Below are 8,188 nucleotides of genomic sequence, written 5' to 3' on the forward strand. Positions count from 1 at the left end.
ACTGGAGGCTGGGCGCACGTGGTGAGCCGTGCCTCCAGTCCGTCGTGTGGTCACGTCAGCCGACGTCGACCGTCTTGTCCTTGCCGACCACCCCGATGAGGGACTGGTCGTAGGTCGCAGCCGCCTGTTTCGGCGTCTGCTGTCCGGTCATCACCGATTCCATGGCGACCTGGATGGCGTTCGAGATCTGCGAGTAGTCACTCGTCGCCGGGCGGAAGTTCGTGTGTTCCACGAGCCCGGAGAAGAACTTGAACGTCGGGTTGGACGCGTCGTACTCCGGGTCCTCGGAGACGTCCTTGCGGACCGCGATCTGCGAGTTCTCGATGTCGTACTTCATCGAGCCGTCCTTGTTCAGGAAGGTGGAGATGAAGTCGAACGCCGCCTGCGGGTTCTTCGAGTTCTTGCCCACCGCGAGCGTCCAGCCACCGGACATGCTGTTGTAGCCGGGAGCCTGGCCGTTCTGCGTCGGCATCGGTGCCTGGCCCATCACCTTGGACCAGTCGGCCCACGGTGCGGTGCCGGACTTCAGCCACGTGCCGGACTGCCACGACCCGTCGAGGTCGATCGCGAGCTGCCCCTTCGGGAGCCACGTCTGCGCGATCGTGGTGCCGACGTTGGTGTCGAGCGCCTGCTGCGGTGTCGGGCCGAGGCCGCCCTGGTAGACGTCCTTGATGAACTGCAGCGAGTCGGTGAACTGCTTCGAGCCGGTGACCCACTTGCCGTTCTCGTACAGCGTGTTGCCCTTGCCGTCGGCCCCGTACAGGAGCATCTCGAAGCCCTGCATCGTCGAGGCCTCACCCTGCGGCTTGCCCGAGTACACGTTGAAGGGGATGACGTCGGGCTTCTTCTCCTTGATGGTCTTCGCCGCCGCGAGCACGTCGTCCCAGGTCTTGGGCTGCCACGGGACGGGGAGACCGACCTCCTTGAAGATGTCCTTGTTGTACCAGAGGGCACGGGTGTCGGTGCCCATCGGGACGCCGTAGATCTTGCCGTCGTCGCCCTGACCCGCCTGCTTGGCGTTGTCGTAGAACTGGTCCCACTCCTTCCACTTCGCCGTGTACTTGTCGAGCGGCAGGAGGTAGCCGGCCTCGGCGTCGGCCTTCACGAGGAAGGTGTCTTCGTACATGACGTCGGGAGCGGTCGCGGGCGCCTTGTTCATCAGCGCGAGCTTCGTGTAGTAGTCGTTCTCCTGCGCCTGGATCGGCACGAGGGTGACCTTGACGCCCGGGTGTTCCTTCTCGTAGGTCTTCTTGACGACCTTCATCTGGGCGTCGAGCTGCTGGAAGGATCCGAACTTCTGGTACGCGATCTTGATCGTGTCACTCGAGGCGGACCCCGAGCTCGAGCAGCCTGCCAGGCCGAGTGCAGCCACTGCGACGGCTGCGAGTCCGGCGATGATTCGGGTGCGTTTCATCGGTGCTCCTTTGCACGGGTGATGTCGCGGGCTTCATCGCTCGCGGCGCGCAGTTAGTCCACCGTATTGACTTATTGCTTGTCAAGGGGGACTTCGTCACGGTTCGGCCGCAGTGGTCCGAATCGCGCGTAGGAAGTCGAATCGCGCGTAGGCGGTCGGAAGTTCCGACCTCCTACGCGCGAAACCGCTTCCCATCGCAGGCGATGTGGGAAGGAACGGACGTGCACGACCCGCGGGTCAGATGCGGGTCGCGCCTCCCCGCACCGTGATGCCACCGGATGCCGGGACGTCGACAAGCAGGATGCTCGGACGGCCGACGTGGCGCCCCTGCCGGATCACGATGCGGTCCCCGGCGTGCGCTCGTCCGATCATGCGGAGGTAGGCGCCCGTCGACGCCGCTGCCGACCCGGTCGCGGGGTCCTCGGTGATGCGGCCGACGGGGAACAGGTTCCGCGCCTCGTACTCGCCGGGCGCGCCGGGGTGCAGCACGATCACCGTGCCGGCCCAACCCCGCTCGTGCATGAGCCCGGCTAGCGTCGACGGGTCGAAGCGGAACTGGTGGAAGAGCTCCTCGCTCTCCAGCACCAGCACAGGGTGCCAGTTGCCCGCGAAGGACTCCAGCACGGGGTGGCCGTCGGCGATGTCGTCCGTGGTCAGCCCGAGGACCTCGAGCAGCCGCGTCGCGTCGAACTCCCGCGAGTCCGGCTCGACGCTCGTCATCGCCACCTGCACGGTCCCGTCGGCGTCGATGGTCGACTCGAGGGCGATGTCCCCCGCGGCCGTCGAGAAGGTGCGGGCGCCGGGACCCTCGCGCTCGGCGAGCAGCCCCGCGAGGGCGATCGTCGCATGCCCGCAGAAGGGGACCTCGGCCCCGGGCGAGAAGTACCGCACGGAGGTCGCGCGGTCGGTCGTCCCCGTGACGAAGGCGGTCTCGGGGTAGCCGACCTCCTGCGCGATGCGGAGCATGTCCGCGTCGGTCAGGGTCGCCGCGTCGAGCACCAGTCCGGCGGGGTTGCCGCCCCCGGGCTCGGCAGCGAACGCGGTGTACCGGAGGACCTCGACCATGCCGCCGACGCTACCGGAGTGTGCGTCGCCGCTTCGCGGGCCAGTCCGCTGCGGGTGGCTCGCCTACGGGTCGTACCGTGCCCCGCGCTCGTCCGAGGGCAGCACGAGGAACACCAGCAGGGCGACGTTCCCGACGGGGACGAGGTACAGCAGGACCCACCATCCGGAGCGGTTCGTGTCGTGCAGTCGGCGGACGGCGATCGCGATCCAGGGCAGGAGTGCCGCGAGCCCGATCACCATGAACGCGACGAGCGCCCCCTGCGCGAGCGGCGGCAGGGACGTCAACAGCCACGCCCAGACCGGGAACGGGTCGAACTGCTCCATCGCACGCTCCACCGAGTCCGGGGGCATCGGCGGCCGGGAGAACACCATCGAGAAGAGGCCGACCGCGTAGACGACGTTCACCGCACTGGCGATGACGGCCCACCAGAGCGACCACCACCAGAACTCCGCGCGGGCCGCCCGGCCGCGGAAGGTGGTGTACCCGCGCCAGAAGCGGGGGAACGAGGCGGGGAAGGTCGCCTGGTGCCAGGGCGTCCCGATCGGGGGTTCCGTCGTGCTCATGCTCCCCTGCTACCGGTCGCACCTGAGCGATGGTCGAGTCCTTCGGGCCACAGGAAGCGGTTTCGCGCGTGGGAGGTGGGAAGTTCCCACCTCCCACGCGCGATCTGCCTTCCCAACGCGGTCGCGATGGGAAGGAACAGACGACTACGTGGCGCGACGGCGGCGCACGACGAGCACACCGGCTCCGGCGGCGAGCAGCAGCAGGGCTGCCGCGATGCCTCCGGAGAGGTCCGCACCCGTGAACGCGAGCTCGCCCGTCGCCGGGTCGATCATGATCGTCGTCCAGCCGATCACGGAGCCGTCGTCAGCCGTGACCACGATGCGGTGCCGGCCGGCCGGGGCGTCAGCGGGGACGGTCGCACGGACCGTGCCGTCCGCGGCGACCGTCACCGTGCCGAGCAGCGTCGGGGTCGAGAACATCCACACGTGCACGCGGTCGCCGGCGTACTGCGTGCCGACGCCGATCGTGATCGTCTCGCCCGCACGGGCACGTGACGGCGCCGTGAGCGTGCCGCGGTTCGCGGTCGTCAGCGACGACTCCGACGGAGCGACGGGTGTGCCGTCCGGCACCGGGGACGGCGCGGTCGTCGGGGTCGGCGTCGGCGTCGGCGTCGGCGTCGTCCCGGCTCCCGGGTCCGTCGGGTCCGTGCCGGGGTCCGTCGGGTCCGTACCCGGGTCCGTCGGGTCGGTACCGGGGTCCGTCGGGTCCGTACCGCCGTCGTCGGTACCCGGGTAGGTGCCCGTCCGCAGCGAGAAGCCGTCGGTGTCGTTGTCGTCCGCGTAGAACGTGGCACGGGCACCGTCGACGCTGGCGTCCGCGATCGCGAAGCCCTCGTTCGCCAGCGCGCGGTTCGCGTCGGCCGGCGCCTCGTAGACGGTGTCGAGCGTGAACGCGCCGTCCTGGACCGTGTACAGCGCGGTGCGGCCGGCGCAGGCGTCGTCGCAGACCACCCAGAGCGCGTCGAGCGTCGGGTCGAACTGCAGGTCCGCGACCACGGCGAACGGCGAGGCGATCGTGGCGACGCGCTGGAACGAGCCGTCGTCCATCAGCGCGTACGCGTACGTGCTCGCGGTGCCCTCGACCCCGACGAAGAACAGCCCGGCCCCGTGGCCGGCGTAGGTCGACGGCGTGTACGTCGCGCCGGTGTGCTGGTCGGTGAAACCGTGCGCGGTGAGCCACGAGTCCGGGATCCAGGTGACGCCCTCGAGCCCGGAGTTCGCACCGAGGCCGGGGAAGTCCGCGGCGAGGTTCCACTCGTCCGTGGCGTTCAGCGTCTTCTGGGATCCGTCGGTGGTCGCGAAGCGCAGGACGGCGGGACGACTCGTCGAGGACACGTCGTTGTTCCGCTCGGTCGAGACGTACACCGCGCCGGGGTCGTCCGAGGTCACGGTGACCCCCTCGGCGTCGGGTGTGCCCGAGCCGTCGGCGTAGTGCAGCGTCGTCCCCGCGGCGTTGGACGGCGCCCAGCCACCCGCGCCGTCGGAGACCATGCGGTAGAGCAGCCCGTCGCCGTTCTGCACGCCCCACAGCACGCCGCCGCCCACCGCGGTGGTCGAGGACTGCCAGTCCAGGCCGCTGAGGTCGCCGGAGAAGGTGTCCTCGTCGTCGAGCACGGTCTCGTCCGGGCTGCCCGGCCACGCCTCGGCGGTGACGACGCCGGCGAAGGCGTTCGCCGCACCCTTGGTGGGGGCGCTCGTCTCGGCGAAGGCGCCGGTGCCGTCCGGGTTCCGCCCGTACGTCGTCGCCGCGTGCGCGGTCCACGAGTACGCGTCGACCTCGGTGCCGTTCGGGTCGTACAGGCGCACGGAGTCGGCCTTGCCGAGCCCGAAGCCGAGCGCGGCCTCGTCCACGACGGAGAACCCGCCCGCACCGACCGTGGTGCCTGCCGGGATCGAGTACGCGTGGTCGTCCTCGCTGTCCTTCACGACGTACCCGCCGAGGTCCACCGCGGTGCTGCCGGTGTTGACGAGCTCCACCCAGTCGCCCGGAACGCCGTCCTGCGACTCGACCTCGTTGATGCGGATCGGCGAGGAGCAGTCGTTCGCCGCGCCCTTGGTCGAACCCGTCGTGTCGACGACGGCGCCGGTGCCGTCCGGGCAACGGCCCCAGGTGACGTCGGCCTTCGAGGTCCAGTCGTAGCGCAGGACGAGCGCGCCCGCGGCGTCGTACACCCGCGCGGAGTCGGCGTCGCCGAGGCCGAAGTCGAAGCCCGGCTTGCCGTCCTCGGGCTGGTCGATGACGAAGTACCCGCCGGCAGCGATGGTCGACCCCGCCGGCAGGACGTACTTCGTGTGGGTGTCGTCGCTGTCCAGGAACCCGTAGCCGCTCAGGTCGATCGCGACGGCGGACGTGTTCTTCAGCTCGACCCAGTCGGTGTCGTCCCCGTTCGTCTCGACCTCGTTGACCACGAGGCCGTCCGAGGCGGCAGCGGAGACGTCCGGGGCAGCAGCGGAGACGACCGGGGCAGCAGCGGAGACGACCGGGGCGGCAGCGGAGACGTCCGAGGCGGCAGCGGAGACGGCCGGGTCGGACGCCGGGGTGGTCGCGGCGACGGCCGGGGTGCTGGCGAGCACGGCGGCGGCGAGCACGGCGCAGGTCGCGGCAGCGGCGCCGAGGCGCAGGGCTGGGGAGGGCATGCAGGTTCCTTCGAGCAGGACGGCGGGGACCTGCACGACTGTTCAGCACCAGGGCGTCCGGCGGGTGACCCGTCGGTGAACGACCGGTGTCGTCAGCGCCGGATCAGCAGCGCGCTCGCCCTGGGGGACAGCGCTGCGTCGAGCACCAGGCACGCGGCACCGACCGCCGCGACGTCGGCCCCGCGGTCGCTCTCCACCACCGTCACCGGGTGCTTCGGCACGAGGATCGGCGACGCCGTGATCGCCTCACGTGCCGCCGGCAGCGCCGCCGCGGCGATCCGGGACCAGAACGGGCCGCCGAACACCACGCGGTCGATGTCGAGCAGGTTCACGATGACGACGGCCGCACGGCCCATCACGGTGCCGGCGTCCGCCGCGAGCTCGAGGGCGGTCGGGTCGCCCGCCTCGATCGCCGCGCCGAGTGCGTCCCAGGCGCGGTCGACGTCGGCGGCGTCGCCCGGGTCAGCGCCCGCGGCATCGCCCGGCTCCGCGTCGGCGGCGTTGCCCGGGTCCGCGCCCGCAGCATCGCCCGGGTCAGCGCCCGCGGCATCGCCCGGCTCCGCGTCGCCGGCCCTGAGGTGGAGCCCCCGCGCTTCGGCGAGCCGGACGAGCCGCGCCGGGGCCACGGCCGCGCCGACCTCGCCCCGGTCGGAGACCCCGTCCGGAGTCCCGGCGAGGGCGCCCTGCTCGACCATGATGTGGCCGGCGTCCCCGGCGTTCGCCCCGGTCCCGCGCACGGGTTCGTGGTCGACGACGAGCCCGACGCCGAAGCCGGTGCCGAAGTACACGAAGGCGAAGTTCCGCGCCGAGGACTCCCCGGCCAGGAACATCTCGCCGACCGCGGCCGCCGTGACGTCCTTCTCCAGGAGCACGGGGTGCCCGGTCGCCTCGGCGATCGCGTCGCGGAGGGGGACGTCCCGCCAGCGCGGCAGGAACGGCGGGTCGACGACGATGCCCGCCTCGACGTCGATCGGCCCGGGGCTCGCGATCCCGACGCCGAGCACGGCGTCGGAGTCCACCTCGGCGGTCGCGACGAGGTCGTGGATCGCTGACGCCATCGTCCGGATCACCTGGTCGGGGTCGTCAGCGGTCGGCGTCGAGGTGGTGGTGGACGCGACGACGGTGCCGGCCAGGTCGAGCAGCACGTACGTGACCACGGCCGGGTCGACGTGCACCCCGACGGCGAAGCGACTGCCCGCCTCGAGTCGCAGGATGGTGCGGGGCTTGCCACGGCCCGAGACGATCGTGCCGGACTCGACGATCATCCCCGCCTCGATGAGGAACCGCGTGACGTTCGACACCGTCTGCGCGCTCAGACCGGTGCGGCCGGCGAGCTCGACGCGGCTCAGTCCGTCGGGCGACCGGCGCACGGCGTCGAGCACGACCGTCCGGTTGAAGCCGCCGATCGACGGCAGGTTCGCGCCGCGCCGGTGTTCCGCCATGCCTGGACCATATCGCGACCACGCGGCTCACCCGCGAGGATGACATCTCCACGGACCCGTCCCCATGGCTGGCCCCCGCACGGGTAGCACCGTTACCCTGACCGCATGACGGACCTCCGCCTCGAAGAACTCTCTGCAGCGACCGCCGCCGCGGCCAACTCGCTGACGCTCAAGCCCGGGCAGGAGCAGTTCGTGCAACCGACGACCTACGGGGTGGCCGAGTCCGACGTCAAGCCGAGCGCGTCGTGGCCCCGTGTGGTCCTCGACGGCGACGAGGTCGTGGGGCTCATCATCGGCAGCTTCGACGCCGAGAACCCGCAGGAAGAACTGCAGGCCTGCATCTGGCGCGTGAACGTCTCCGGTACCGCACAGGGCCGTGGCGTCGGGCGCTTCGCGGTGCACGGGCTCGCCGACGAAGCCCGCAAGCGCGGGTTCGAGCGCCTCACCGTCGTCTACGAACCGGGCGAGGGCTCCCCCGAGGACTTCTTCAAGGCGGTCGGCTTCGACGTCGTCCGCGAGACCCAGTACGGCGACCACTTCGCGGTGCTGTCCCTGTAGTGCACCCCGGCGCACCCGACCCGGCTGACTTCGGCGCCGCCGTCGCCGCCGTCGTCCGGTTGATCCCACCCGGACACGCGATGACCTACGGCGACGTCGCCGCCGCCCTCGGATCGCGCGCATCCCGCGCCGTCGGCAAGGTGATGGCGCACGAGGGTTCCGACCTGCCCTGGTGGCGCGTGGTCCGGTCCGGCGGGCTGCCCCCGCTCCACCACGAGGCCCGTGCGCTGGAGCAGTACCGCGTCGAGGGCACGCCGCTCACGTGGGGCCGGACGACCTGGAGGCTCGACATGCGTCGTGCGCGCTGGTCACCCGAGCTGGACGGTGACGGCGACCCGTTTTGATCACGAAGCGGTAACGGCCGAGAACTGACCCAAACCGCTCCGGCAGGGGTGCCGAATCACTGTCACAAGCCGGGAAACACCCGGAGCGCTCACCAGCCGCAGGTAGCTGGTTCTCCACCCTCAAGCGGGGTGTGTTCGGCGTGCACACAGCAAAGGACTCACTC

General features: G+C 71.1%; 7 protein-coding genes. 2 read left to right on the plus strand and 5 right to left on the minus strand.

Features of this window, described 5'->3' with window-relative positions; genetic code table 11:
* Positions 1-55: 55 nt before the first annotated feature.
* From ACIPJY_RS17460 to ACIPJY_RS17480, 5 genes are all read right to left on the minus strand, one after another.
* A complete protein-coding gene (locus ACIPJY_RS17460; RefSeq protein ID WP_400466540.1) occupies positions 56-1,414 on the minus strand; it encodes an extracellular solute-binding protein in 1,359 nt (452 codons plus the stop codon).
* A 237-nt stretch (positions 1,415-1,651) separates the two neighbouring features.
* Positions 1,652-2,479: a PhzF family phenazine biosynthesis protein gene (locus ACIPJY_RS17465; RefSeq protein ID WP_400466537.1), complete on the minus strand. Its 828-nt coding sequence runs from the start codon at positions 2,477-2,479 to the stop codon at positions 1,652-1,654.
* 63 nt (positions 2,480-2,542) lie between these two features.
* Positions 2,543-3,043 carry a DUF805 domain-containing protein gene (locus ACIPJY_RS17470; RefSeq protein WP_400466534.1) on the minus strand — a complete coding sequence of 167 codons (501 nt, stop codon included), beginning with the start codon at positions 3,041-3,043 and terminating at the stop codon, positions 2,543-2,545.
* 144 nt (positions 3,044-3,187) lie between these two features.
* Positions 3,188-5,680 (minus strand): lamin tail domain-containing protein, encoded by a 2,493-nt coding sequence (locus tag ACIPJY_RS17475; protein WP_400466531.1) that lies wholly within the window; start codon positions 5,678-5,680, stop codon positions 3,188-3,190.
* 92 nt (positions 5,681-5,772) lie between these two features.
* Positions 5,773-7,122, minus strand: coding sequence for an ROK family protein (locus ACIPJY_RS17480; RefSeq protein ID WP_400466528.1), 1,350 nt, complete (start codon positions 7,120-7,122; stop codon positions 5,773-5,775).
* Between the two features lie 105 nt (positions 7,123-7,227).
* Between ACIPJY_RS17480 and ACIPJY_RS17485 the strand changes: the two genes are divergently transcribed.
* Together ACIPJY_RS17485 and ACIPJY_RS17490 are read left to right on the plus strand one after the other, a co-directional pair.
* Positions 7,228-7,680, plus strand: coding sequence for a GNAT family N-acetyltransferase (locus tag ACIPJY_RS17485; RefSeq protein ID WP_123656369.1), 453 nt, complete (start codon positions 7,228-7,230; stop codon positions 7,678-7,680).
* Positions 7,680-8,024: an MGMT family protein gene (locus tag ACIPJY_RS17490; RefSeq protein WP_400466525.1), complete on the plus strand. Its 345-nt coding sequence runs from the start codon at positions 7,680-7,682 to the stop codon at positions 8,022-8,024. Before ACIPJY_RS17485 ends, ACIPJY_RS17490 begins: the two co-directional genes overlap by 1 nt.
* The last annotated feature ends 164 nt before the right edge of the window (positions 8,025-8,188 follow it).

The sequence above is a fragment of the Curtobacterium sp. NPDC090223 genome, from assembly GCF_044746585.1.
Classification (GTDB): Bacteria; Actinomycetota; Actinomycetes; order Actinomycetales; family Microbacteriaceae; genus Curtobacterium.